Annotated in this window: 24 protein-coding genes, 1 pseudogene and 1 riboswitch; of the genes and pseudogenes, 1 reads left to right on the forward strand and 24 read right to left on the reverse strand. The window is 74.7% G+C overall.

All coding sequences use genetic code 11. The features are described from left to right. Positions 1–176: 176 nt before the first annotated feature. The 4 genes from ET495_RS04775 to clsA are packed head-to-tail and all read right to left on the reverse strand — an operon-like array spanning position 177 to position 2,981. A complete protein-coding gene (locus ET495_RS04775; protein WP_129203055.1) occupies positions 177–1,178 on the reverse strand; it encodes a DUF881 domain-containing protein in 1,002 nt (333 codons plus the stop codon). Next, the gene (locus ET495_RS04780; protein WP_129203057.1) at positions 1,175–1,507 is read right to left on the reverse strand and encodes a small basic family protein; all 333 of its coding nucleotides are present in this window, start codon (positions 1,505–1,507) and stop codon (positions 1,175–1,177) included. The genes ET495_RS04775 and ET495_RS04780 overlap by 4 nt, the downstream gene beginning before the upstream one ends. After that, on the reverse strand, positions 1,504–2,322 hold the full coding sequence (locus ET495_RS04785) for a DUF881 domain-containing protein (protein WP_245993311.1): 819 nt from the start codon (positions 2,320–2,322) through the stop codon (positions 1,504–1,506). The genes ET495_RS04780 and ET495_RS04785 overlap by 4 nt, the downstream gene beginning before the upstream one ends. A 41-nt stretch (positions 2,323–2,363) precedes the next feature. Further along, entirely contained in the window at positions 2,364–2,981 is a 618-nt protein-coding gene (gene clsA, locus ET495_RS04790) for a cardiolipin synthase ClsA (RefSeq protein ID WP_129203061.1), read from the reverse strand. A gap of 335 nt (positions 2,982–3,316) precedes the next feature. Between clsA and ET495_RS04795 the strand changes: the two genes are divergently transcribed. Next, positions 3,317–5,311: a DEAD/DEAH box helicase gene (locus tag ET495_RS04795; protein ID WP_129203063.1), complete on the forward strand. Its 1,995-nt coding sequence runs from the start codon at positions 3,317–3,319 to the stop codon at positions 5,309–5,311. A gap of 78 nt (positions 5,312–5,389) precedes the next feature. Here ET495_RS04795 and ET495_RS04800 read toward each other — a convergent pair whose 3' ends face one another. The 20 genes and pseudogenes from ET495_RS04800 to pyrF all read right to left on the reverse strand — a co-directional run bounded on the left by ET495_RS04800 (position 5,390) and on the right by pyrF (position 23,015). Beyond that, positions 5,390–5,791 (reverse strand): PH domain-containing protein, encoded by a 402-nt coding sequence (locus ET495_RS04800; protein WP_245993312.1) that lies wholly within the window; start codon positions 5,789–5,791, stop codon positions 5,390–5,392. A 59-nt stretch (positions 5,792–5,850) separates the two neighbouring features. Continuing rightward, entirely contained in the window at positions 5,851–6,699 is an 849-nt protein-coding gene (gene hisG / locus ET495_RS04805; RefSeq protein WP_129203065.1) for an ATP phosphoribosyltransferase, read from the reverse strand. A gap of 56 nt (positions 6,700–6,755) precedes the next feature. Beyond that, complete coding sequence (locus tag ET495_RS04810; RefSeq protein WP_129203067.1) at positions 6,756–7,019, reverse strand: phosphoribosyl-ATP diphosphatase; 264 nt, start codon at positions 7,017–7,019, stop codon at positions 6,756–6,758. 97 nt (positions 7,020–7,116) lie between these two features. After that, positions 7,117–7,647: a 6,7-dimethyl-8-ribityllumazine synthase gene (gene ribH / locus ET495_RS04815; protein WP_129203069.1), complete on the reverse strand. Its 531-nt coding sequence runs from the start codon at positions 7,645–7,647 to the stop codon at positions 7,117–7,119. Then, on the reverse strand, positions 7,644–8,897 hold the full coding sequence (gene ribA / locus ET495_RS04820) for a GTP cyclohydrolase II (protein WP_425471204.1): 1,254 nt from the start codon (positions 8,895–8,897) through the stop codon (positions 7,644–7,646). The genes ribH and ribA overlap by 4 nt, the downstream gene beginning before the upstream one ends. 97 nt (positions 8,898–8,994) lie before the next feature. Then, positions 8,995–9,612 (reverse strand): riboflavin synthase, encoded by a 618-nt coding sequence (locus tag ET495_RS04825; RefSeq protein WP_129203073.1) that lies wholly within the window; start codon positions 9,610–9,612, stop codon positions 8,995–8,997. Next, positions 9,612–10,694 carry a bifunctional diaminohydroxyphosphoribosylaminopyrimidine deaminase/5-amino-6-(5-phosphoribosylamino)uracil reductase RibD gene (gene ribD, locus ET495_RS04830; protein WP_245993313.1) on the reverse strand — a complete coding sequence of 361 codons (1,083 nt, stop codon included), beginning with the start codon at positions 10,692–10,694 and terminating at the stop codon, positions 9,612–9,614. Before ribD ends, ET495_RS04825 begins: the two co-directional genes overlap by 1 nt. A gap of 97 nt (positions 10,695–10,791) precedes the next feature. After that, positions 10,792–10,923, reverse strand: a riboswitch (FMN riboswitch). A 95-nt stretch (positions 10,924–11,018) separates the two neighbouring features. After that, entirely contained in the window at positions 11,019–11,693 is a 675-nt protein-coding gene (gene rpe, locus ET495_RS04835) for a ribulose-phosphate 3-epimerase (RefSeq protein ID WP_129203075.1), read from the reverse strand. 44 nt (positions 11,694–11,737) lie between these two features. Beyond that, positions 11,738–13,353, reverse strand: a pseudogene (locus ET495_RS04840) (RsmB/NOP family class I SAM-dependent RNA methyltransferase). After that, the gene (gene fmt / locus ET495_RS04845; protein WP_129203077.1) at positions 13,350–14,312 is read right to left on the reverse strand and encodes a methionyl-tRNA formyltransferase; all 963 of its coding nucleotides are present in this window, start codon (positions 14,310–14,312) and stop codon (positions 13,350–13,352) included. The pseudogene ET495_RS04840 and the gene fmt overlap by 4 nt, the downstream one beginning before the upstream one ends. 9 nt (positions 14,313–14,321) lie before the next feature. Then, a complete protein-coding gene (locus ET495_RS04850) occupies positions 14,322–14,963 on the reverse strand; it encodes an HAD family hydrolase (protein ID WP_129203079.1) in 642 nt (213 codons plus the stop codon). Between the two features lie 38 nt (positions 14,964–15,001). Beyond that, a complete protein-coding gene (locus ET495_RS18470; RefSeq protein ID WP_245993314.1) occupies positions 15,002–15,139 on the reverse strand; it encodes a hypothetical protein in 138 nt (45 codons plus the stop codon). Positions 15,140–15,207: 68 nt separating this feature from the next. Further along, positions 15,208–17,307 carry a primosomal protein N' family DNA-binding protein gene (locus tag ET495_RS04855; protein WP_245993315.1) on the reverse strand — a complete coding sequence of 700 codons (2,100 nt, stop codon included), beginning with the start codon at positions 17,305–17,307 and terminating at the stop codon, positions 15,208–15,210. An 89-nt stretch (positions 17,308–17,396) separates the two neighbouring features. Continuing rightward, a complete protein-coding gene (gene metK / locus ET495_RS04860; protein ID WP_129203081.1) occupies positions 17,397–18,602 on the reverse strand; it encodes a methionine adenosyltransferase in 1,206 nt (401 codons plus the stop codon). A 103-nt stretch (positions 18,603–18,705) separates the two neighbouring features. Beyond that, positions 18,706–19,917, reverse strand: coding sequence for a bifunctional phosphopantothenoylcysteine decarboxylase/phosphopantothenate--cysteine ligase CoaBC (gene coaBC, locus ET495_RS04865; RefSeq protein WP_129203083.1), 1,212 nt, complete (start codon positions 19,915–19,917; stop codon positions 18,706–18,708). A gap of 7 nt (positions 19,918–19,924) precedes the next feature. After that, positions 19,925–20,221, reverse strand: a complete 297-nt coding sequence (rpoZ, locus tag ET495_RS04870) for a DNA-directed RNA polymerase subunit omega (protein ID WP_129203085.1) — start codon at positions 20,219–20,221, stop codon at positions 19,925–19,927. Between the two features lie 45 nt (positions 20,222–20,266). Further along, positions 20,267–20,908, reverse strand: a complete 642-nt coding sequence (gene gmk, locus ET495_RS04875; RefSeq protein WP_425471205.1) for a guanylate kinase — start codon at positions 20,906–20,908, stop codon at positions 20,267–20,269. Further along, a complete protein-coding gene (gene mihF / locus ET495_RS04880) occupies positions 20,901–21,212 on the reverse strand; it encodes an integration host factor, actinobacterial type (protein ID WP_129203087.1) in 312 nt (103 codons plus the stop codon). Before mihF ends, gmk begins: the two co-directional genes overlap by 8 nt. Positions 21,213–21,350: 138 nt before the next feature. Then, positions 21,351–22,103, reverse strand: coding sequence for a DUF899 family protein (locus ET495_RS04885; protein ID WP_129203089.1), 753 nt, complete (start codon positions 22,101–22,103; stop codon positions 21,351–21,353). 102 nt (positions 22,104–22,205) lie between these two features. Beyond that, entirely contained in the window at positions 22,206–23,015 is an 810-nt protein-coding gene (gene pyrF, locus ET495_RS04890; protein ID WP_129205886.1) for an orotidine-5'-phosphate decarboxylase, read from the reverse strand. Positions 23,016–23,026 lie beyond the last annotated feature (11 nt).

The raw sequence follows: 23,026 nt of genomic DNA on the forward strand, positions 1-23,026 counted from the left end.
CAGTCCTCCTCGAAGGTCGCCGCGCTGGACAGCGCCGTCGCCCGACAAACCTACCCCGACACGCCGTCGAGCGGGAACCCGTAGAGCGCTCCACCCCGGCGAACGACCAGGTCGTGTCACCGGGCCGGGCCCGACACGCCACCTCCGACCGGGCACCGTGGTGCGGCGCTCGCGGCTCAGCTGTCGTCGGGATCCGCGGGGCGGGCGAACTGCGGGTCGGTCAGGCGCACCGTCGCATCGACGGTGACCTTGTCCATGCGCGTCGTGGTGGCGATCGCACCGGCTTGGCGGATCGTCGGCAGAGCACCGCCGGGAATCTCCAGCGCCCGGTCGAGCGTGGCGGGATCGCCCACGACCGTCCACCGGTAGGGCGGCGTCAGGGGCGTGCGGTCCACCTCGATGCCGCCCGAGACGTCGACGAACGCCGACGACGTCACCAGGCGCACGTCGTTGACCTGCGCCACCTCCGCGCCCGCGTTGCGCAGCTCCTCCAGCAGGTTGAACATCTGCGACGCCCGCAGCTGTCGCTGCGGGTCGCGGATCTCGACCATGACGCCCGGACCCTGCGCGGGCAGGCGACCCGAGAGGATGCCCTCCGACGTCGCGCGCTGACGGGCCAGCTCGAGCGCCGCCTGTGCCTTGTCGCTGCCCGACGCGAGCTCGTCACGGCTCGCTTCGAGGCGCGAGACCTCGGTGTCGAGCTGCTCGGCGCGACCGGTGACCTCGTCGAGCAGGCGCACCAGGTCGTCCTGCCGCAGCGACGACAACCCGTCCTGTCCCGACTGCCGCACCTGGACCACCAGCGCGAACCCCAGGAGCGCGCACAGCACGCCCGCCAGGAGCTGCGAGCGGCTGAAGTTCGGCCGCATCGCCCTGCCCAGGCGCCGGTACACGGACTCCGGCGCCGGCGCGGCGGGCTCCCGCACGGGTCCGACAGCGACCGGCTCGTCCGCAGGGTCGCGAGCCTCGTCGGGTGCGTCGGCCTCCTTCGCAGCGGCGACGCCAGCGTCGGACGCCACGTCACGGGGCTCGGGGTCGGCGTCGTCGGCGTGCGGCGTGCCGGCCGGCGCAGGCTCGACGGCAGGCGCTGCGGCCCCGCCGTCCGCCGCGTCGGGCCGCTCGTCGGGCCGCTCGTCGGGCTGCTTGCCGGGCTGCTTGTCGCCGTCCGTCACGCTCATGCCTTGAACAGGTGCCGGCGGATCGCGGCAGCGTTGGAGAAGATCCGGATGCCCAGCACCACCACGACGGCGGTCGACAGCTGTGCGCCCACTCCGAGCTGGTCGCCGAGGAACACGATGAATGCCGCCACGACCACGTTCGACAGGAACGACACCAGGAACACCTGATCGTCGAACATCCCGTCGAGCATCGCCCGGAACCCGCCGAACAGGGCGTCGAGCGCCGCCACGACGGCGATCGGCAGGTATGGCTGAAGCACTACGGGAACGGTCGGCTGAAGGACGAGGCCGGCAACCACACCCAGGACGAGTCCGACGACCGCGATCATGGCTCGGAGCCTACCGGCTGCGCGTGCTGCAGCGGCTGCGCCCCGGCGCCGGGCAGCTCGAGCTGAGACTGCGCGACCGTCGAGGAGCGGATCCCGTACGTCGAGCCCAGCACCTGCAGGTACCCCGGCAGCCCGGACCGCGCCAACCCCGTCTGCATCGCGTCCGAGTCTCCGACCGCGCGCACCACGTACGTCGGCCCGGTCAGGGGCATCAGGTTCACCAGCACGGCCATCCCCGCGTTACGGATCGACGAGCGTGACGTCAGCCGCTGGTCGTCGATGCTGATCGCCTCCGCCCCGGCGTCCCACAGTGCGTTGACCACGGTCTGCAGGTCCACATCGCGCACCATCGAGCTCGCGTCCGGCTCCCCCACCAGGCCGCCGCCACCGTCCGTCAACGACACCACCAGCCCAGGCCCGCGCACCGCGTCCGTCCCGTTGCGCAGGCTGTCGCGACGGATCAGGTCCAGCAGGCCCGGATCCTGGGTCTCCAGCGCAGACCGTTGCAGGTCGACGATCTCACGCGACAGGTCCTCTGCGGCCGCCGACAGCGCGCCGACCTGTTCGTTGCGGTCGGTGATCTGGCGTTCGAGCACCGAGCGTGCCGCGGAGACCGACGGCTGCGGCACGCGCAGCTGCTGCGAGGCGGCCGCCGTCGCAAGACCGCACGACATGGCGACCACGACGATGCCGACCCACGTGCCCGGGCTGCGGCGCCGGACCGTGCCCTCGGCCTCGGCAGCGCGCCGTCGTGCCGCTGCCTCCGCATACCCCGGGTCGAGCGGCCGCTCCATGACCTCGGTCAGGAGCGTCATGGACGCGTCCGGACGACGCGCGGGGCTCGGCGTCGGCTCGCTCACGTGGCCCCCGCGGTCCTGCCGGCGTCGGCGGCGAACAGCCCGCGGGCCTGGACGACGTACTGGAGGCCCGCGAGCCAGTACAGGCCGACACCCCACCAGGTGAACGCCCACCCGACGATGTGCGCGGCCGTACCGAGACCCCCCGGAGCCTCCGCCAGCAGCAGGAGCGGGAACGCGTACAGCAGCGCGAACGTGCCGGCCTTGCCGACGATGCTGACCTCGAGCGGCCCGAACCCGTGCTTGGCCAGCAGCGGCAGCAGGCAGGTGAGCATCGCGTCACGGGCGACGATCACGACCACGAGCCACAACGGCACGACGTCGCGCCAGGCGAGCCCCACGAGCGTCACGAAGATGAACAGCCTGTCCGCCGCCGGGTCGAGCATCTGCCCCAGGCGGCTCACCTGGTTCAGACGCCGTGCCAGCACGCCGTCGAGCCAGTCGGTGAACCCGGAGAACGCGAGAACGAACAACGCCCACACGTCGTGGTGCGACACGATCAGCACCGCGAAGACCGGCACCAGCGCCAGACGCAGCAGACTGATGACGTTGGGCACGGTCCACACGGAGGAGCGGACCACCTGATCCTCGCGCTGATCCTCGTGCACGGACACCATCCCGTCTCCCGTTGCGGCTCCGGCCATCCTAGACGGCGACACCGTCACCGGCCCCGCCCCGTCACGAGGACCCACCGAGACGCGTCGCACCACGTCACACGCCACGGTGACCGACCTCACCGCCCGGGACGCGCCCGATGGCGCACAGTGAACGTAAGATGGACCGACCCCATTCTGGAGTTCGTCGCTCTTCCCGCATCGTCGTGCGCCCCTCCCCGGCCCCAGGCCCGGAAGCGGGCAGGTGTGTGTCTGTGTCCCGGGAGCCGCGACCGCCCGACCGCGCAAGAGTCCGCAGCCGGGCAGGACTCCCGTTCCCCCAACGGAAACGGTGCACCATGCCCACCAGCCCTGACCCCGTCGTGCCCTCCGAGGCACCGGCCCTGCCCGGCTTCGACACGCTCGGCCTGCCGGCCGCCCTCGAGGCAGCGGTCGCCGACCTCGGCTTCACCACCCCCTCCGCCATCCAGGCCCAGGCCATCCCGGCACTCCTCGCCGGACGCGACATCACCGGCGTCGCCCAGACCGGCACCGGCAAGACCGCCGCGTTCGGCCTCCCCCTGCTGGCCTCGATCACCGACGACGGCGCGCGCCCCCACATCCAGGGACTCGTCCTGACCCCCACGCGCGAACTCGCCATCCAGGTCTCCGAAGCCATCGAGTCCTTCGCCACCCACCTGCCCGGCATCCGCGTCCTCGCCGTCTACGGCGGCGCGCCCTACATGCCCCAGCAGCGCGCGCTGCGCGACGGCGTCCACGTCGTCGTCGGCACCCCCGGCCGCATCATGGACCACATGGAGCGCGGCGCCCTCGTGCTCGACGACGTGCGCTTCCTCGTGCTCGACGAAGCCGACGAGATGCTCCACATGGGCTTCGCCGAAGACGTCGACCAGATCTTCTCGAAGGCACCCGCCAAGCGGCAGGTCGCGCTCTTCTCCGCCACCATGCCGCCCGCCATCCGCAACGTCGCCGACAACCACCTCACCGACCCCGTCGAGGTCGCCGTCGCCCGGCAGTCCTCGACCGTCGCCTCGGTGCACCAGGCCTACGCCGTCGTCCCGTTCCGCCACAAGGTCGGCGCGCTCACCCGCATCCTCGCCACCTCCGACGCCGACGCCAGCATCGTCTTCACCCGGACCCGTTCGGCCGCCGAGGAGGTCGGAGCCGCCCTCATCGAGAAGGGCATCTCCGCCGCCACCATCTCCGGCGACGTCGCCCAGAAGGAACGCGAGAAGATCGTCGAACGCCTGCGCTCCGGCGCCCTCGACGTCCTCGTCGCCACCGACGTCGCCGCACGCGGCCTCGACGTCGACCGCATCGGACTCGTCGTCAACTTCGACATCCCCCGCGAGCCCGAGGCCTACGTCCACCGCATCGGACGCACCGGCCGCGCCGGACGCACCGGCCGCGCCGTCTCCTTCATCACCCCCCACGAGCGCGGCAAGCTCAAGCACATCGAGGCCACCATCAAGGTCCGCCTCGAAGAGGCCGAGATCCCGTCCCCGCGCGACGTCTCCGCCTACCGCGCCAAGCGCATGCTCGACGGCGTCCCCGCACGCACCCAGGCCGGCCGCCTCGACCTGTACACCCAGCTCGTGCGCGACCAGGTCACCGTCGGAGACGGCGAGCAGCCCGGCACCGTCGACCCCGCCAAGGCCGTCGAGCTCGCCGCCACGCTCCTCGCCCTCGCCGTCGGAGACGACGGCCCCCGCGCCCGCGCCGAGCAGGAGGAGTTCGAACGCGAGCAGGCCGAGGGCCGCGCCGCCCGGCAGGCCCGCGAGACCCGCAAGCACGAGCTCGGCGACGGCCGCGGCGCTCGCGGTGACCGGTTCGAGCGCACCGACCGCCGTCACGCGCGCGACGGCGACGAGCGTCCCTTCACGCGGGGCACCGGCATCCGCCGCCCGGCAGCCGGGACGCGTTACCGCGTCGCCGTCGGGCACCAGGACGGCGTCAACCCTGGCGGTATCGTCGGCGCCCTCACGGGCGAAGGCGGCCTGACCGGGTCGGACGTCGGCAAGATCGACATCTTCGGCGCGTTCTCGCTCGTCGACATCACGGCCCCGCTGAGCGAGTCGCAGCTCGACCGCCTGGCGCGTGCCCGTGTCGCCGGCCGGGCGCTGCGCATCTCCGTCGACCGCGGCGCACCCGCGGACGGCCCGCGCGGCGCCCGGTTCGACCGCCCGGCACGCTTCGAGCGCGGCGGCCGTGACGAGCGCCCGGGCCGGTTCGACCGCGACGAGCGCGCGCCGCGCTTCGACCGCTCGGACCGCCCGGAGCGCAAGCCGCGCACCGAGCGCGCCGCTCTCGGGGAGCGCAAGCCGCGCTGGTGACCTGCACGCAGTGAACGACGGCCCTGGCTCCTTCCCGGAGCCAGGGCCGTCGTTCTGCGTGCGGCTGGTGCGGTGACGCTACCGCGGGTCGGGCGCCTCGCCGAGCTGCCGGACGAGGGCCGCGAGCCGTCCCGCCTCGGCGATGCCGCGTTTGCCGTCCGCCCGCTGGACCGCCATGACGGGCTGCGTCGTTCCGTCGGCCAGGTCGAGCATGACCCACGGGTCCGACAGCGACATGCGGACCGCGACGATCTGCGGCCAGTCGAGCCGCCGCGTCCGCAGGATGTTGCGCACCACGAGCCGCTGCGGGGACGGCGTCGCGCGCACGCCGCCGAGCCGCCATAGCAGCGCGGCGGCGCAGGCCGCGAGTCCCACGAAGCTCCACCTGTTGACGGCCGTGGTCGCGAGCGACGTGCGCGACGCGAACCCCACGAAGAGCGACCCGCCGACGGCGAGCACCCCGACGCACCAGGCGGCCACCGACGCCCACAGCGGGCGGAAGCTCCGGAACTCGTCGGCGGCCGTCGCGGTCTCCTCGGTCAGAGCCGGGAGGCCAGGATCGAGGTGACCAGCACGCCGCGCGCGCCGACGTCGTAGAGCGCGTCCATCGCGCGGTTCATGGTCGAGCGCTCGACCATGACGCGCACGGCCGACCACCCCGACTCGTGCAGCGGCGAGACCGTCGGGGACTCGAACCCCGGCGTGATGCCGACCGCCTCCTCGAGCAGGTCGTTGGGCACCACGTAGTCCATGAGCACCCACTGCCGCGCCGTGAGGACGCCCTGGAGGCGGCGCGCGAGCACCGAGACCCCGTTGGTGAGGTCGGCCTCGGGGCGCCGGATGAGCACGGCCTCGGAGCGCAGGATCGGCTCGCCGAAGACTTCCAGGCCGGCCGCACGCAGCGTCGTGCCCGTCTCGACGACGTCGGCGATCACGTCGGCGACGCCGAGCTGCACGGAGCTCTCGACCGCGCCGTCGAGGTGCACGATCGACGCCGGCTCGACACCGCACGCGGCAAGGTGCGCCCCCACGAGCGTGGTGTAGGACGACGCGACACGCTTGCCCGCGATCTGCGCGACGTCGGTCATGGTGCCCGCGGGGGCGGCGAACCGGAACGTCGAGCGCGCGAAACCGAGCGGAAGGTGCTCGACGGCGTCGGCACCCGAGTCGAGCAGCAGGTCACGCCCGGTGATGCCCGCGTCGACGGTGCCCTCCCCCACGTAGACGGCGACGTCACGCGGGCGCAGGAAGAAGAACTCGGCGTCGTTGTCGGGATCGGCGAGCACGAGCTCGCGCGAGTCGCGACGCTGCTTGTACCCCGCCTCGCGCAGCATCTCGACGGCGGGTTCGGACAGGGAGCCCTTGTTGGGCACGGCGATGCGCAGCATCTGGGACCTCGTTCGGGTGGTCAGGACTGGGGACGACGACGGCGCGGCGGTGCCGCTCACAGATGCGCGTACACGTCGTCGGGGGTCAGGCCCTTGGCCACCATGAGCACCTGCAGGTGATACAGGAGCTGGGAGATCTCCTCGGCCGTGCGGTCGTCGCCCTCGTACTCGGCGGCCATCCAGACCTCCGCGGCCTCCTCGACGATCTTCTTGCCGATCGCATGGACGCCGGCGTCGAGCTCCTTGACGGTGCCCGAGCCCTCCGGGCGGGTCACGGACTTCTCGGTCAGCTCGGCGAACAGGGCGTCGAAGGTCTTCACAGCGCAAGCCTAGGCGACGGGGCCCCCTCGTCCGGGCCGGGTTCGCTCTGCGGACGGTGCGGGGTGCGAGTTCCGGGCGCTTGGCACACTATTTCTGTCACAGGCCACGCGAGGTCTTGTGCAGCTCGTACCGAGCGCGCCCCGCGACGTCGGAGTCGGGCATCGCCCCACGGAGCGCCACGACGGTCGCCACCGCCGCCTGCGCCGCCTCGTGGCCCTTGTCCCCCCTGCTGCCCGGCAGGCCCGCACGGTCGAGCGCCTGGGCGTCGTCGTCGCACGTGAGCACGCCGAAGCCGACAGGGACTCCCGTCCGCACGGACAGGTCGGTCAGCCCCAGCGTGGCCGCCTGGCACACGTAGTCGAAGTGCGGCGTGCCCCCGCGGATCACGACGCCGAGCGCCACGACGGCGTCGGCCCCGGCCGCGACCGCGCGCGACGCCGCCACGGGCAGCTCGAACGACCCGGGCACACGCACCACGGTCACCTCCCCCACCCCGGCCTCGTCGAGCGCTCGGCGCGCGCCGGCCAGCAGGCCGTCCATGACCTGCGTGTGCCAGCTCGCTGCGACGACGACGACGCGCAGCCCGCGCCCGTCGACGGTCAGGGTGGGTGCTCCGGCGCCGCTCATGATGACTCCTTCTCCTGGTTGCGAATGGTGTGAGACGTCGTGTCGCCGGGACCGTGCAGCTCCAGCAGGTGGCCCATCGACAGCTTCTTGGTGGTCAGGTAGTGCTCGTTCTCCGGCCCGAGGCCGACCTCGATCGGCTCGCGCCCGACGACGTCGACGCCGGCCGAGCGCAGCCCTTCGGCCTTGAGCGGGTTGTTGGTCAGCAGCCGCACCCGGACCAGCCCCAGCGCACGCAAGATCGCCGCTGCGGCGCCGTACTCGCGCGCGTCCACCGGCAGGCCCAGGTCCACGTTCGCCTCGACCGTGTCACGGCCCCCGTCCTGCAGCGCGTAGGCGGCGACCTTGGCCGCCAGGCCGATCCCACGCCCTTCGTGCCCGCCCATGTACACGACCGCGCCTCCGTGCTCCGCGACGGCACGCAGGGACGCCCGCAGCTGTGGGCCACAGTCGCAGCGCAGCGACCCGAACGCGTCGCCCGTCAGGCACTCGGAGTGGACGCGGACCCACGGGGCGTCCCCGCTCCCCTGCCCGTCGCCCGGCGCCGCGACCAGCGCGACGTGCTCAGCGCCCGTGCGCGCGTCGCGGAACGCGTGCAGCCGGAACGTCCCGTGCACGGTGGGCAGGCGCGCCTCGGCGACATGCTCGACGCGCGAGGCCGCGTCGTCGACAGGCTCGGGCACCAGCGAGCAGCGTCCGTCGACGTCGTGCTCACGACGCCACGCGGCGAGCTCGGCGATCGTCAGCAGCTCCAGGCCCTGCTCCGCGGCGAGGGCGCGCGCCTCAGGCAGGCGCACCATGGCTCCGTCGTCGCGCACCAGCTCGCCGATGACGCCCACCTCGCCCGCACCGGCCAGGCGCACGAGGTCGACGGCGGCCTCGGTGTGCCCGGGACGTTGCAGCACTCCCCCGGGCACCGCGCGAAGCGGCAGCACATGCCCGGGCCGGATGAGGTCGGCGGGCGTCGCCGACGGGTCGGCCAGGACGCGCAGCGTCCGGGCGCGGTCGGCGGCCGAGATGCCGGTCGTCACGCCGACGGCCGCGTCGACGGCCACGGTGTACGCCGTCCGCTTCGGGTCACGGTTGTCGGTGACCATGAGCGGCAGGTCGAGCGCGTCGGCCCGCGCGGCGGGCAGGGGCGCGCACAGGTAGCCCGAGGTGTGCCGCACCGTCCACGCGATCGTCTGCGCGTCCACGTGCCGCGCCGCGAGGACGACGTCGACCTCCGCCTCACGGTCGTCGGCGTCGGCCACCAGGACGGGCCGACCGGCCGCGAGGGCCGCGAGCGCGTCCTCGATGCGGCCGGTGCTGGGGTGCTGGGGGTGCTGGGGGTGCTGGGGGTGATGGCGGTCATCGGGGGTCTCCCTCGGTGTGCTCGCGCAGGGTCAGCATGCGCTCGACGTACTTGGCGAGGACGTCGACCTCGACGTTGACACGGTCGCCGGGCTGAAGGGTGCCGAGGGTGGTGGCGGCGAGCGTGGAGGGGATCAGGGCGATGCCGAACCCGGTGTCGGTGACGTGGGTGACGGTGAGGGAGACGCCGGCCAGGGCGATGGAGCCTTGGGGCGCGACGTACCGGTGCAGGTGTGCGGGCAGGTCGAAGCTGAGCTCGTCCCAGCGGGGTCCGGGGGTGCGGGTGGTGAGGGTGGCGACGCCGTCGACGTGGCCTTGGACGATGTGGCCGTCGAGTCGCCCCGTGGCGGCGACGGCGCGTTCGAGGTTGACGGGCGTGCCGGGGGTGAGGGTGCCGAGGGTGGTCAGGCGCAGGGTCTGAGGCATGACGTCGGCGGTGAAGGTGCCGTGGCCGTGGGTGACGACGGTGAGGCAGACGCCGTTGACGGCGATGGAGGCGCCGTGGCGGGTGTCAGTGGTGATGGTGGGGGCGTCGATGGTCAGGACGACGTCGCGGGCGTCGGGGTGGTCGACGGCGATGACGTGGCCGATCTCTTCGATGATTCCGGTGAACATCATGCCTCCTCGGTGTCGGGGTCGGGGTGGGTGGCGGTGCGGCGGGCGATGAGCAGGATGTCGTCGCCGAGGCGGTGGGTGGTCGTGGTGTGCCAGCGGGGTGCGGTGGCGAGGGTGGTGATGCCGTAAGGGGGGATGGCGGGTGGGCCGTCGCCGAGCAGGACGGGGGCGATGTAGGCGTGGAGCTCGTCGACGACGTCGGCGGCGAGGAGGGCGCCGGCGAGGGCGGGGCCGCCTTCGACGAGCAGGTGGCGGATCTCGTGGTGGTGGAGGGCGGCGAGGACGTCGCCGACGTCGTGGGTGCGCAGGTGCAGGGGCGGGGGTCCGTCGTGGAGGAGGCGGTGGTCGGCGGGCAGGTCGCGGTGGCCGATGACGACGCGCAGCGGCTGGTGCGGGGCGAGCGTGCCGGTGGGGGTGCGGGCGGTGAGGGCGGGGTCGTCGGCGAGGGCGGTGCCGGTGGTGACGGCGATGGCGTCGACCTGCGCGCGGATGGCGTGGGCGTGGGCGCGGGCTTGGGGGCCGGTGATCCACTGGGAGGTGCCGTCGGAGGCGGCGACGCGTCCGTCGAGGCTGGTGGCGGTCTTGAGGGTGATCCAGGGGCGGCCGGTGGTCACGGCGTGGTGCCAGGTGTGGACGAGGTCGAGGGCGGCGGCGCTGCGTGGGCCGGCGGTGACGTGGACGCCGTGGGCGCGCAGGTGGTCGGCTCCGCCTCCGGAGGTGACGCCGGGGTCGGCGAGGGCGTGGACGACGTCGGTGATGCCGGCGTCGAGCAGGGCGCGGGTGCAGGGGCCGGTGCGCCCGGTGTGGTGGCACGGTTCGAGGGTGACGACGGCGGTGGCGCCACGGGTGTCGTGGCCGCGGGCGCGGGCGTCGGCGAGCGCGGCGACCTCGGCGTGGGGGGTGCCGGCGCCGCGGTGCCAACCTTCGCCGAGGACGGTGCGGCCTGGGATGCCGGGGGTGGCTGGGGCGAGGATGACGCACCCGACGCGCGGGTTGGGGCCGTGGGCGGGGCCGCGTGCGGCGAGCTCGAGGGCGCGGTCCATGGCGGCGGGCACGTCGGCCGACCGCGGTGGCGTCTCCATGGTTCCTCCCGGAGCCTCGGCGCTCCGGGGTTCGACGACCGCGGGTACGCCGCTGGGGCGCACCACGGTGCGTCACGGCGCGCGATGGCACGCGCCGCACATGCGTCCTCCCATCCGGACTTTCACCGTCGGCCCTGGAATTCCACCAGGTCGGCCACGTGAGAGTGCTCTCGCGTGGTTCGCGGGCTGTCACCGCCGGCTCGGATTTTCACCGACCCCGGAGCATGCGTGAGGTGATCAAACCAGGCGGGTGCGGTGCGATGCAACGCTGGGTCGTCCGCTGCCCGGTGTCTGGCCGGGCGCGACGGGTCGCCGGCGTGCAGGTCAGCGGTGGGGCGCGTGCTGGTGGGTGGCGGCGAGGTCGCGCAGCGCCTGGATCTCGGCGGGGACGTCGTCGGCGCCGTAGACGGCGGATCCTGCGACGAAGACGTTGGCGCCGGCGTCGGCGGCGCGCTCGATGGTGGTGCGCGAGACGCCGCCGTCGACCTGGACCCAGACGTCGAGGCCGGACGCGCTGACCGCCTCGCGGGCGCGGCGGATCTTGGGCAGGGTGCCGTCGATGAACGACTGGCCGCCGAACCCTGGTTCGACGGTCATGACGAGGATCATGTCGATCTCGCCGAGCAGGTCGAGGAACGGTTCGACGGGGGTGGCGGGGCGCAGCGCGAGGCCGGCGCGGGCGCCGTGCCGGCGCAGCTCGCGGGCGAGGCGCACGGGGGCGCGGGCCGCCTCGGCGTGGAACGTCACCGACGCGGCGCCGGCCTCCGCGTACGCGGGTGCCCACCGGTCGGGGTCCTCGATCATGAGGTGGGCGTCGAGCGGCAGCGGGGACACCGCGGCGAGACGGTCGAAGACGGGCAGCCCGAGCGTCAGGTTCGGCACGAAATGGTTGTCCATCACGTCGACGTGCGCGTAGTCGGCGGACGTGATCGCGTGCAGGTCGCGTTCGAGGTTCGCGAAGTCGGCGGACAGGATGCTTGGGCTGATCAGCGCTGCCATGGCCCACAGCGTAGGGGCGGACCGGCCTGCGCGTCAGGCGACGGTCAGCGCATGCGACGCAGCAGCGTCAGGTGCATGGCGTCGGTGCCGTGGACGTGCGGCCACAGCTGGGCGTCGCTGCGCTCCCCGAGCGGCAGGTCGCTGCCGGGGACGACGACGGTACGCAGCACCGCCGGCGCGTCGATCCGCTCGGCGCTGCCCGCACCGTCGGCGGCGCGGCGACGCAGCACGTCGTCGACGACCAGGCGCGTCTCGGCCAGGTGCGGCGAGCAGGTGACGTACGCGACCACGCCGCCCACGCGCACCGCGTCCAGTGCGGACCCGAGGAGCTGTCGTTGCAGCCCGGTCAGCACCGCTAGGTCGGCGGGGGTGCGGCGCCAGCGCGACTCCGGGCGGCGGCGCAGGGCGCCCAGCCCGGTGCAGGGCGCGTCGACCAGCACGCGGTCGTAGGCGCCCGGCTCCAGCTCGCCGACCTCGCGCCCGTCGCCCGTCTGCACGCGTTCCACGGCACCGTCAGGCACCGCGCGCAGCGCGCGCTCCACCAGCCGCGCCCGGTGCGGCGCGACCTCGTTGGCCACGAGCGTGGCTCCCCGCTCGGCCGCGAGCGCCGCCAGGAGCGCCGCCTTGCCGCCGGGGCCGGCGCACAGGTCGAGCCAGCGTGCGTCGCGGCCCTCCAGGGGTGCGGCGGCGAGCGCGAGCGCGACGGCCTGCGAGCCCTCGTCCTGGACGCCGGCGCGGCCGTCGGCGACGGCTGGGACGGTCAGCGGGTCCTGGCCGGTGAGTACGAGCGCCGTCGCGAGCCAGCGGCCTGGTTCGAGGTGGACGCCGGGAGCCGCGGCGCGGATCTCGTCGGGGGTGACCATCCCGGGGCGGGCCACGAGGGTGACGCGGGGTGCTGCGTTGTCGGCGTCGAGCAGCGCGTCCAGCTCGGCCGGGTCGCGGCCGTCGCCGGCGAGGGCTTCGCGCAGAGCGCGGGCGATCCACAGCGGGTGCGAGCCGACGACGGCGGATGCGGTGACCGCGTCGGGCGCGGTGTCGCGCAGCTCGGTGAGCCAGTCGTCGAGCGGGGTGCGGGCGACCTTGCGCAGCACGGCGTTGACCATCTGCGCGGGTCCGGCCCCGACGTGCTCGCGTGCGAGGCCGACGGTCTCGGACACGGCTGCGTGCTGCGGCACGCGCATGCCGAGCACCTGGTGGGCGCCGAGGCGAAGCACGTCGAGCAGCGGGGGTCGACCTGGTCCAGGGGCCGGTCGACGCAGCGGGCCAGGATGGCGTCGTAGCGTCCGCGCAGGCGCAGCGTCCCGTAGGCGAGCTCGGTCGCGAACGCGGCGTCCCGGCCCGTCAGCCGGCGTTCGCGCAGCAGGGGCGGGAGCACCAGGTTGGCGTAGGCGTCCGACCCGTCGACCTCGCGCAGCACGTCGAACGCCGCGGTGCGGGCGGGGTCGGTGCCGCGCCGTCGTTGGGAGGGGGCGAGGGCCGTGCGGGACTGGTCGCCGCGGGATCGTGCCGCTCCGCGCTGGCGGCCGCGGTCGTCGCGGCGATCGCCGCCGCCGCCGCGCCGGCCGTCTGCGCCGTCCCGGGCTCCGCTGCGTCCGCCGGGGCGTCCGGTGCCGGCGTCGTCGCGTCCCCCGCGGTGCTGCCCGCCTCGCTCGCCGCTCACCGCGTGGCCCCGTCCAGGTCGGTCCCGAGCAGCGTCCCGGTCTGCGGGCGTGCCCCGCGCGCCCAGTCGGGCGCGGCCATGGGCCGTTTGCCGACCGGTTGCACGGTGCCGAGCTCGACGGCGTGCGTGGCCGTGCCCACGAGCACGTCGCGCTTGCCTGCGCGCAGCTCGCCGGGGCGCAGGTCGGTGACCTCGGGCCGGGGGGTCACCGGGCCCAGGCCGAGGCGCACGGGGTCGCCGCCGGGGCCGGGCAGTGTCGTCCAGGCGCCCGGTGCGGGCGTGCAGCCGCGCACCAGGCGGTCGACGGCGAGCGCCGGGTCGCGGAAGTCGACGTGGGCGTCCGCGGGGGTCAGCTTGGCGGCGTGGCTGATGCCGTCGGCGGGCTGCGGCTGGGGGTTCAGGGTGCCGTCCTCGAGGGCGTCGAGGGTGGCGGTGAGCAGGCCGGCGCCGGCGTGGGCGAGGCGGTCGAGGAGGTCGCCCGCGGTGTCGCGGGGGCGGACGGTCTCGGTGAGGGTGCCGAGGACGGGTCCGGTGTCCATGCCCGCGTCGAGCAGGAACGTGGTGGCGCCGGTGATCTCGTCGCCTGCGATGACGGCCCGTTGCACGGGGGCGGCGCCGCGCCAGGCGGGCAGGATCGAGAAGTGCAGGTTGACCCAGCCGTGGCGGGGGGCGGCGAGCACGTCGGGCCGCAGCAGGTGCCCGTAGGCGACGACCGGTGCGGCGTCGACGTCGAGGTCGCGCAGGCGGGCCAGGAACTCGTCACCGCGAGGCGTGTCGGTCAGCACGGGGATGCCGTGGCTCTCGGCGGCGACGCGCACGGGTGAGGGCACGAGGCGTCGTCCGCGGCCTGCGGGGGCGTCCGCCCGGGTGAGGACGGCGACGACGTCGTGCCGTGAGGCGATCAGGGCCTCCAGGGAGGGGACGGCGGCCTCGGGGGTACCGGCGAAGAGCAGACGCACCTTGCGATCCTACGTTCCGGCAGGGTGGGCGGCGGTGCCGGGTCGCGGGCCGGGCGGGCGCACGCCGAGGCCGAGGTCGCGCAGCGCGGTGCGCAGGGCGTCGGTCGTGGTGAAGTGCACGGCGTGGAACCCGAGGGCGGCGGCCGCTGCCACGTTGGGGGGCGAGTCGTCGACGAACACGGCGCGCCGGGGGCTGACGGCGTACGTGTCGGCGAGGTGCCGGAAGATCGCCGGGTCCGGTTTGGCGAGCCCGATCCGCCCGGAGACGACGACGCCGTCCAGCAGCGCGATCACGGGCGCGGCAGGCTCCGCGTGGTGGTAGGTCTCGGCCCACCAGTTGGTCAGCCCGAACAGGCGCAGCCCGTGGGTGCGCAGCTCGTGCACGAGGTCCTCGGAGCCGTCGACCGGGCCGCCGAGGGTGTCGGCGTACCTCTCGAGGTAGGTGTCGAGGAACGGTGCCCAGCGGGGTCCGGCCGCGGCTCGCGCCTGCGCGAACGGCTGCAGCCCCGCGTCCTGGCGGTGGTTGAACGCCGCGAAGTCGAACTCGGCGAAGAACGTGTCGACCTCGGCCGGGTCGAGGCCCGCGAAGGCGCCGCGCGGGTCCCACCGCACCAGGACGTTGCCGAGGTCGAAGACGACCGTGTCGATCATGGGTCCGCCTTCGGTCGTGCGGGGGCCGGGGCGCGGGGTCACACGAGCTCCTCGTCGTCGAGCCGCACCCGTACCGTACCGGGCTCACGGTGCGCGGAGCGCACGGCGAGGGAGGCGCGCAGCTGCCGGGCGAGCTCGAGCCCGTCGCGGCGCGGCACGCGCACGACGACGCGCACGGGCGGCGCGTCGAACAGGCTGCCGTCTCCGGTGCCCTCGGGCTCGGTCTCGACGGGGCCGAGGGTCGTCAGGGGGGTCGCGAGGCCGACGCGTGCGACGAGCGCCTCGACGGCGGCGCGGTCGCCGGTGACGGCCGCGACCCGGACGGCGGGGGGCAGCGACAGCTCGACGCGCTCGGCGAGCTCACGGGCCGCGAACCCGCCGGGGTCGAAGCGCACGAGGGCGCCGGTCGGGCCGGGTGCCGCGTCCCCGACGAGCAGGACCTGCCCCCGGCCGTCGCGGGACGCACGAGGTGCGCCGCGGCGAGCCACCGGTGCAGGGCACGAGTGCCGGTCGCGAGCCCGACGGTCGCGGTGGCGACGGAGGCGTCCAGCAGCAGCGCGGCGGTGAACCCGCCGTCGGCGACAGGCTCGGCGCCCGGGGTGGCGACCACGACGGCGGGCCGGGCCGGGACCCGGTCGAGCACCCCGCCGGGCGCCGTGGACGACGACAGCCGCACGGGCACCCCCGGGAAGGCCCGCCCCAGCTCCTCGGCGGTGCGTTCGGACCCGACGCGCACCGCCCGCACCGAGCCCGACCCGCACTCCGCGCACCGCCAGCCGCCCGCCAGCCGCCCGCACCACCGGCACTGCGGGGTGGCGCCGACGCCGTCGAGCCCGAGCGGGCCGTGGCACGTCGCGCACGTGGCGGGCGTGCGGCAGCGCACGCACGCGACCACCGGCAGATACCCGGTGCGCGGCACCTGGACCAGCACCGGGCCGTGCGTGAGCGCGTCGCGCGCGGCCCGCCACGCCGCCGTCGGGATGCGGGCCGCGGCGCCCGGCCCCTCGGCGGCCAGCTCGACCGAGGTCAGCGCGCGCACGCGCGGCGCCCGGGCCCGCACGACGTCACGGGTGGCGACCACCTCGTGCGCCCAGCCGTCGAGCAGCGCCTGCGCCTGCACGGTGCGCCCGGGAGACCCGAGCAGGAACGCCGCACCCTCCAGGTCGCTGCGCAGCGCCAGCACGTCACGGGCGTGCGGGTACGGGGCGTGCGGCTCGGCCAGCGTGTCCTCCCCGTCCCCCCAGACCACGACCAGCCCCAGGCGTGCGACGGGCGCGAACATCGCCGCCCGGGTGCCCACCACGACGCGTGCCCGGCCGCGCGCGGCGGCGAGGAACGCGCGGTAGCGGGGCGCGGGACCGTCGTCGGCGAGCAGCACCGCCACGTCCGGCACCCCGGCACGCGCGAGCGCCGTCGCGACCCGGCCCGCGTCGCGCGCGTCCGGCACGACGACGAGCGCGCCGCGCCCTGCCGCGACCGCGGCCCGCACGGCAGCGGCCACCGCCGCCGCCCAGTGCGGGTCCGTGGGGACCTCACCCGGTTCCGCGCCGGGCGCGAGCCCGGGCAGCGGCGTCCACACGGCCTTGGGTGCGCCGCCGCCCGCGACGTGCGAGAGGAACGCCTCACCGCCGCGGTACGCCGACCACAGGCCCGCCCACGACGCCGGCGCGGCGCCCATGGGTGCGGCGACGCCCGCAGCGGAGTCGGGTGCCGCGACGCCCGCCGACGCGTCGGATGCCTCGGCGCCGCCGGAGCCCGCGGCGGCCTGCGTCGGCACGCCGGACCCGGACCCGGACCCGGACCCGGACCCGGACCCGGACCGCACCGTCCCCGGCCGGCCCTCCCCCGCGGCGTCCTCCTTCTCCGTGCGCGCGTGGCGTGGCGGCACCGCCAGCCGCAGCACGTCGGCCGTCGTCCCGGCCCACCGCTCGGCGACCGCCCGCACCAGCCGCAGCACCGGGGCCGTGAGCACCGGCTCGGGCGACACCAGGCGCCGCAGCGGCACCAGCCGCCCTTCGTGCTCTGAGGTGGCCAGGCGCGCGACGACGAACCCGTCGACCTCCTGCGCCCCGAACCGGGCGCGAACCCGCACCCCCGGGGCGACACCGGCGGACATCGCCGCCGGCACCAGGTAGTCGTACTCGCGGTCCAGGTGCGCCGGCTGCAGATCGAGCAGTACGCGGGCCACCGGCAGCTCGTCGGCGATCGCCTGCGTTCCGAGCGGCACGCGCCGCCGCGTCCGGGGGGTCGAGCCCGTGCGGCCGAGCGCTCGCACGTCGTCGAGCCCGAGCAGCGCGTCCTGCGCGCCCGGACGGTGCGCGGCGTCGTCGTCGGACTGGCTCATGACCGCACCTCACCACACGCCGCAGACAGCGATGCCACAGCGTCGCGAGGGGGCGTCGGCGAACCGCCCACGGATCCCCCTCCCGTGCGCTACGAGCCGGACCGCACGGCCGCCTGCAACGCTGCGACGCGGTCCGTGCGCTCCCACGTGAACTCGGGCAGCTCGCGCCCGAAGTGCCCGTAGGCGGCCGTCATGGCGTAGATCGGCCGGAGCAGCTGCAGGTCGGCGATGATCGCCGCGGGCCGCAGGTCGAACACCGCCTCGATCGCGGCCTGGATCCGCGCGACCGGGACGGACTCGGTGCCGAAGGTCTCGACGTACAGGCCCACGGGGTGGGCACGCCCGATCGCATAGGCGACCTGCACCTCGCAGCGGCGCGCGAGCCCGGCCGCCACGACGTTCTTCGCGACCCACCGCATCGCGTACGCGCCCGAGCGGTCCACCTTCGAGGGGTCCTTGCCCGAGAACGCTCCGCCGCCGTGGCGGGCCATGCCCCCGTAGGTGTCGACGATGATCTTGCGCCCGGTCAGCCCCGCGTCGCCCTGCGGGCCGCCGACGACGAACTTGCCCGTCGGGTTGACGTACAGCGAGTACGCGCTCGTGTCGAGGTCGACCGTCTCGAGCACCGGCGCGACGACCTTGCTCGCGATCTCCTTGGCCAGGGTCTCCTGGAGCACGTCGGCGTCGTGCTGCGTCGAGATCACGACGGCGTCCAGCCGCACCGGCCGGTCGCCGTCGTAGGCGATGGTGACCTGCGTCTTGCCGTCGGGGCGCAGGCCCGCGACCTCGCCCGTGCGGCGCACCGCGGCGAGCCGCTCGGCCAGGCGGTGCGAGAGCCAGATCGGCAGCGGCATGAGCTGCGGGGTCTCGTCGCACGCGTACCCGAACATCAGCCCCTGGTCTCCGGCGCCCTGCGCGTCGAGCGGGTCATGGTCGGACGCGTCGTCGCGCTGCTCGGCAGACTTGTCGACGCCCTGGGCGATGTCGGGCGACTGCTGGCCGATCGACACCGACACGCCGCACGAGGCGCCGTCGAACCCGATCGCCGAGGACGTGTAGCCGATGCGCCTGACGACGTCGCGCACGATCTGCGGGATCTCGACGTAGGCGCTCGTGGTGACCTCGCCCGCGACGTGCACCAGCCCGGTCGTCACCATCGTCTCGACCGCGACGCGCGACGTCGGGTCCTGGTCGAGCAGGGCATCCAGCACGGCGTCCGAGATCTGGTCGCACACCTTGTCCGGATGTCCTTCGGTCACGGACTCGGACGTGAACAGGCGCAGCGCTTCGGTCATGCCGCTCACCCTACGGCGTACGGCGTGCGCCGGTCACGCGCGCGGAAGCGTGACGTCTCACACCGCGGACCTGCTCACGGCGTGTCGCGGCGCGACGCGCGCTTCAGGGGCGCCGTTTGACGACCGCGTCCCACAGGGCGTCAGCGACGTGCCGCTTGGTCCCCGTGGCGTGCGCGACCTGCTCCCCCGTCGCGTCGAGGACCCACACCTCGTTGTCCGGCGTGCCGAACCCCCGGCCGGCTCCGACGGCGTTGACCGCGAGCAGGTCCGCACCCTTGCGCAGCGCCTTGGCACGGCCGTGATCGAGCACGCTGCCCGTCGCGTCGCCCGTCTCGGCGGCGAACCCGACGACGACCTGCCGCTCGCGCAGCCGGTCGCGCACGAGCTCGGCGAGGACGTCCGGGTTCTCGACCAGCTCGATCGGTGCCGGCCCGCGGCCGGGCACCTTCTTGATCTTCGCCTCGGTGGGCGCGGCAGGCCGGAAGTCGGCCACGGCCGCCGCCATCACGATGGCGTCCGCGTCGCGCCCGGCAGCGCGCACCGCGTCCCGCAGCTGCGCGGTCGTCTCGACGCGCACGACGTCGTCGGCGGCCGCCTCGGCCCCGCCGAGCTCGAGGTTCGCCGCGACGAGCGTCACGTGCGCACCGCGGGCGCGCGCGGCCTGGGCGAGCGCGAGGCCCTGCCTGCCCGTCGAGCGGTTCCCGATCCAGCGCACCGGGTCGAGCGGCTCACGCGTCCCCCCGGCGGAGACCACGACACGGCACCCGGCGAGATCCTGGGGAGCGCGCGCCGCCGCCGCGACCGCCAGCGCCTCGCGCGCCACGTCCTGCGGTTCGGGCAGCCGTCCGGCGCCGGTGTCCGCGCCCGTCAGCCGTCCGCTCGCCGGCTCGATCACATGGACGCCGCGCGCGCGCAGCACCGCCACGTTCGCGCGGGTGGCGGGGTGCTCCCACATCTCGGTGTGCATGGCAGGGGCCATCACCACCGGGCAGCGCGCGGTCAGGAGCGTCGATGTCAGCAGGTCGTCCGCGCGACCCGTCGCCGCGCGCGACAGAAGGTCGGCCGTGGCGGGCGCCACGACCAGCAGGTCGGCGCCCTGGCCGAGCGCGACGTGCGGCACGTGCGCGACGTCCTCGAACACGTCCGTGCTCACCGGCTCGCCCGACAACGCCTCCCAGGTGGGTGCGCCGACGAAGCGCAGCGCCGCCTCCGTCGGGATGACACGAACCGCGTGACCGTCCTCCTTGAGGAGACGGAGCAGGAGCACCGCCTTGTAGGCCGCGATGCCCCCGCTGACGCCCAGGAGGATCCTCATCGGTTCCTCAGAAGCCGTCGGGCAGGCTCTCGGTGACCTCGGTCTCCTCGATCGGGGTCGAGGACAGCAGGCCCTGGTTGATCTCGCGCATCGCGATCGACAGCGGCTTCTCCTGGGCGCGCACGTCGACCAGCGGGCCGACGTTCTCGAGCAGGCCCTCGTTGAGCTGCGAGTAGTAGGCGTTGATCTGCCGAGCACGCTTGGCCGCGTACAGCACGAGGCCGTACTTGGAGTCGGTCTTCTCGAGCAGCTCGTCGATCGGCGGGTCGGTGATGCCGATGGGCTGGGCCACGGTTCCGGCCATGGTTCACGCTCCAGACGCAGGAGGGGACAGAGACTGCCCGACAGTCTACCCTCCGACCTGCGCGTTCCTCCCCACCGCGCCCTTCGCCTCCAGGCCCATGTGGCTCACGAGCTCGTCGGTCGCGCGATGCACGTCGTCGTTGACGATCGTCACGTCGAACTCGCTCTCGGCCGCCAGTTCGACGCGCGCCGTGGCCAGCCTGCGCTCGCGCTCCTCGGCGTCCTCCGTGCCGCGGCCCACGAGCCGCCTCTCCAGCTCCTCGAAGCTCGGGGGCGCCAGGAACACGAAACGGGCGTCAGGCATCGACGCACGCACCTGGCGTGCGCCCTGCAGGTCGATCTCCAGCAAGGTCGGCACGCCGGCCGCGAGGTGCTCCTCGACGGGTCCGCGCGGAGTTCCGTAGCGGTTGCGCCCGTGCACCACCGCCCATTCGAGCATCTGCCCCTCGGCGACGAGGGAGTCGAACTCCTCGGACGTGACGAACAGGTAGTGGACCCCGTGAACCTCGCCGGGACGCGGGGCGCGCGTCGTCGCCGAGACCGACAGCCACACCTGCGGGTAGCGCGCGCGCACGTCGGCCGAGACGGTCCCCTTCCCCACCGCGGTGGGCCCCGCGAGGACGGTCAGGCGTGCGGGGACGTCGGGTGCAGGGTGCGCACCCGTGCTCGATGCGGTGATGTCAGCCAAACCTCTCGATGAGTGCCGCCGCCTGGTGTGGACCCAGGCCACGAACGCGACGGGTCTCGGCGATCCCGACTTCTTCCATGATCGCCCGGGCCTTCACCTTACCGACGCCCGGCAGGGACTCCAGCAGCGCGACGACCTTGAGCTTGCCCACGACGTCGTCGGTCTGCCCCTTCTCGATCACATCTCTGAGAGAACCTTGGGAGTACTTGAGGCGGTTCTTGATCTCGGCGCGCACGCGGCGCGCCTCGGCAGCCTTCTCAAGAGCTGCGGCGCGCTGCTCCGGTGTAAGAGGAGGAAGGGCCACGCGAGTCACCTACTCTGTCGAGCCGATGGGTCGGTACTGCACCGACGAAACTAGCGCTGACCTGCGTGAGCGGCAATCGGGGCGCGCCGGGTGGCGCAGACTGTCACCGAATCGCAGCCCGAGCCGCCCCTCGCGGCCTCAGTGATGGTGGTGCGCGTGCGCCGCGACGGGCGTCGCGCCCGGGCGCGCCCACTGGGGGGCCGGGCGGCCGTCCACCCGCCAGAACCCGCTGGGGCCGAACGGCTGCGGCCACCCCGCGGGCGAGTCCTCCCAGCGTTCGCCGCGCCCGTAGACGCTCCGGTCGATGACCTGCATCGACGCCATCATCGCCTCGGTCCCGCGGCCCGTCACCGCATACGTCAGGTAGACGTCGTCGCCCCGTCGCAGCAGCCACAGCCACTCCCCGAACCGCGAGCCCAGCGTCGGGTCCGCGACGTCGGCCACCGAGTACCACGGCACGGTGTAGCCCATGAAGTCGCGCAGCTCGCGCGCCAGGTCCCACGGCCCCTCGAAGAACACGGCGAAGGACATGCCGCGGGCGTGCAGGTACGACGGCTCGTGCACCGCGTGGACGGACAACGTGCAGCCCTCGCACTGGTTCTCGACCGGCTCGCCGACGTGCGCCATGTGCTTGTAGACCACGAGCTGGTCGCGCCCGTCGAAGACCTCCAGCAGGTTCACGGGCCCGTGCGCGCCCACGACGTCGACCGCCGGCAGCGGCGTCATCGGCATGCGGCGCCGCGCGGCCGCGAGCGCGTCGCCGGCGTGGGTGTGCGCCTTCTCGCGCACCAGCAGCTCCTCGTGCGCGGCCAGCCAGGTGGCGTGGTCGACGACGGGCGGGACGGCGTCGCGGGTGACGGCAGGTTCGGTGACGGCTGGGTCGGACGACATGGTTCCTCCTGCGGGCGGGCACGCCCGGCCGGGTACCGGGCTCCGCGACGTACGACGACGCAGACCCTCGGAACTCAACGCCGCCGGCGCGGCCGGTCGCGTTCAGCCACGCAGCGCCGCGCGCGCCTCCTGCGTCGCCGCGTCGGCCGCCGCGCGCAGCGCCGCGGCGTCGGGCCCGGCACGCAGCACACCGCGCGACGACGACGCCAGCACCTGCCGGCGAGCGCTCCCGAAGACGTCGGCCAGCTCCGCGGCGCCCGCCCCCTGCGCGCCGACGCCGGGCGCCAGCAGCGGCCCGTTGACGGCCTCCAGGTCCGTGCCCGTGCCGCGGACGGCGTCGCCGATCGTGGCGCCGACGACGAGACCGACCGACCCCATCGGTGCCGCCCCGGCGTTGAGCGCCGCGGCGTGCGCCGCGATCGACGCCGCGACCGACACCCCGTCCGTGCGGGCATGCTGCACCTGCCGGCCCTCGGGGTTGGACGTCAGGCACAGCACGAACAGCCCCCGCCCGGTGGCGGCCGCACGCTCGGCCGCAGGCGCGAGCGAGCCGAAGCCCAGGTACGGCGACACCGTGAGCGCGTCCCCGGCCAGCGGCGAGCCGTCCCGCAGGAAAGCCTCGGCGTAGGCACCCATGGTCGAGCCGATGTCGCCGCGCTTCGCGTCCACGATCACGAGCGTCCCGGCGGCGCTCGCCGCGGCGATCGTCTCCTCGAGCACCGCGACGCCCGCCGAGCCGTGCCGCTCGAAGAACGCCGCCTGCGGCTTGACGGCCGCGACCCGCCCGCCGACGGCGTCCACGACGCGCAGCGAGAACTCACGCAGCCCGGCGACGTCGTCGCCCAGGCCCCAGTCCCCCAGCAGCGACGCGTGCGGGTCGATGCCGACGCACAGCGGCCCCAGATCGTCCATGGCGGCGCTCA

This window comes from Xylanimonas allomyrinae, from assembly GCF_004135345.1.
Lineage (GTDB): Bacteria > Actinomycetota > Actinomycetes > Actinomycetales > Cellulomonadaceae > Xylanimonas > Xylanimonas allomyrinae.

Excerpts from the sequence above, each read along its gene's own strand:
- ET495_RS04775 (WP_129203055.1), bottom strand. The coding sequence starts at position 1,178 with ATGAGCGTGACGGACGGCGACAAGCAGCCCGGCAAGCAGCCCGACGAG.
- ET495_RS04780 (WP_129203057.1), bottom strand. The coding sequence starts at position 1,507 with ATGATCGCGGTCGTCGGACTCGTCCTGGGTGTGGTTGCCGGCCTCGTC.
- ET495_RS04785 (WP_245993311.1), bottom strand. The coding sequence starts at position 2,322 with ATGACGCTCCTGACCGAGGTCATGGAGCGGCCGCTCGACCCGGGGTAT.
- clsA (WP_129203061.1), bottom strand. The coding sequence starts at position 2,981 with ATGGTGTCCGTGCACGAGGATCAGCGCGAGGATCAGGTGGTCCGCTCC.
- ET495_RS04795 (WP_129203063.1), top strand. The coding sequence starts at position 3,317 with ATGCCCACCAGCCCTGACCCCGTCGTGCCCTCCGAGGCACCGGCCCTG.
- hisG (WP_129203065.1), bottom strand. The coding sequence starts at position 6,699 with ATGCTGCGCATCGCCGTGCCCAACAAGGGCTCCCTGTCCGAACCCGCC.
- ribH (WP_129203069.1), bottom strand. The coding sequence starts at position 7,647 with ATGAGCGGCGCCGGAGCACCCACCCTGACCGTCGACGGGCGCGGGCTG.
- ET495_RS04825 (WP_129203073.1), bottom strand. The coding sequence starts at position 9,612 with ATGTTCACCGGAATCATCGAAGAGATCGGCCACGTCATCGCCGTCGAC.
- ribD (WP_245993313.1), bottom strand. The coding sequence starts at position 10,694 with ATGGAGACGCCACCGCGGTCGGCCGACGTGCCCGCCGCCATGGACCGC.
- rpe (WP_129203075.1), bottom strand. The coding sequence starts at position 11,693 with ATGGCAGCGCTGATCAGCCCAAGCATCCTGTCCGCCGACTTCGCGAAC.
- ET495_RS04850 (WP_129203079.1), bottom strand. The coding sequence starts at position 14,963 with ATGATCGACACGGTCGTCTTCGACCTCGGCAACGTCCTGGTGCGGTGG.
- ET495_RS04855 (WP_245993315.1), bottom strand. The coding sequence starts at position 17,307 with ATGAGCCAGTCCGACGACGACGCCGCGCACCGTCCGGGCGCGCAGGAC.
- metK (WP_129203081.1), bottom strand. The coding sequence starts at position 18,602 with ATGACCGAAGCGCTGCGCCTGTTCACGTCCGAGTCCGTGACCGAAGGA.
- coaBC (WP_129203083.1), bottom strand. The coding sequence starts at position 19,917 with ATGAGGATCCTCCTGGGCGTCAGCGGGGGCATCGCGGCCTACAAGGCG.
- rpoZ (WP_129203085.1), bottom strand. The coding sequence starts at position 20,221 with ATGGCCGGAACCGTGGCCCAGCCCATCGGCATCACCGACCCGCCGATC.
- ET495_RS04885 (WP_129203089.1), bottom strand. The coding sequence starts at position 22,103 with ATGTCGTCCGACCCAGCCGTCACCGAACCTGCCGTCACCCGCGACGCC.
- pyrF (WP_129205886.1), bottom strand. The coding sequence starts at position 23,015 with ATGGACGATCTGGGGCCGCTGTGCGTCGGCATCGACCCGCACGCGTCG.